Origin of the sequence: Xenorhabdus szentirmaii DSM 16338 (genome assembly GCF_002632585.1) — a bacterium.
Taxonomy (GTDB): Bacteria; Pseudomonadota; Gammaproteobacteria; order Enterobacterales; family Enterobacteriaceae; genus Xenorhabdus; species Xenorhabdus szentirmaii.
The window spans coordinates 1-475 of sequence record NZ_NIBV01000041.1 but is presented as its reverse complement, the minus strand read 5'-3'; the positions used below and the strand labels follow the sequence as shown (position 1 = coordinate 475).

At 41.5% G+C, this 475-nt stretch carries 1 protein-coding gene; it reads left to right on the top strand.

Translation table 11 applies throughout. The annotated features are described in order from the left end of the window. Positions 1–245 (top strand): PhoU domain-containing protein (locus Xsze_RS21550; protein WP_280176096.1); only part of this gene is annotated, 245 nt, incomplete at its 5' end. Positions 246–475: the final 230 nt, after the last annotated feature.

Below are 475 nucleotides of genomic sequence, written 5' to 3'. Positions count from 1 at the left end.
ACGAAGACAAGAAGGTGGATAAAGAGTATGAGGGTATTGTCCGCCAGTTAATGACTTATATGATGGAAGATTCCCGAACTATCCCAAGTGTGCTGACAGCGCTGCTCTGTGCCCGTTCTATTGAACGAATTGGTGACCGTTGTCAGAACATTTGTGAATTCATTTTCTACTATGTTAAGGGACTGGATTTCCGGCATGTGGGGGGTGATGAGCTGGAAAGATTATTGACTAAAGAGAATAAGTAAGTGACTGACAATGCTGGTATTTTTCTTACCAGCATTTTGGGTGCTATAATTCGTTATATACCCAATAGATTTCAAGATGCATCGCGACGGCAAGGGAGCGAATCCCCGGGAGCATAGATAACTATGTGACCGGGGTGAATGAGTGCAGCCAACAAAGAGGCAACTTGAAAGATAACAGGTATATATTAATTATTATCTTCACAAAGAGATAATTATTACACCCACTATGA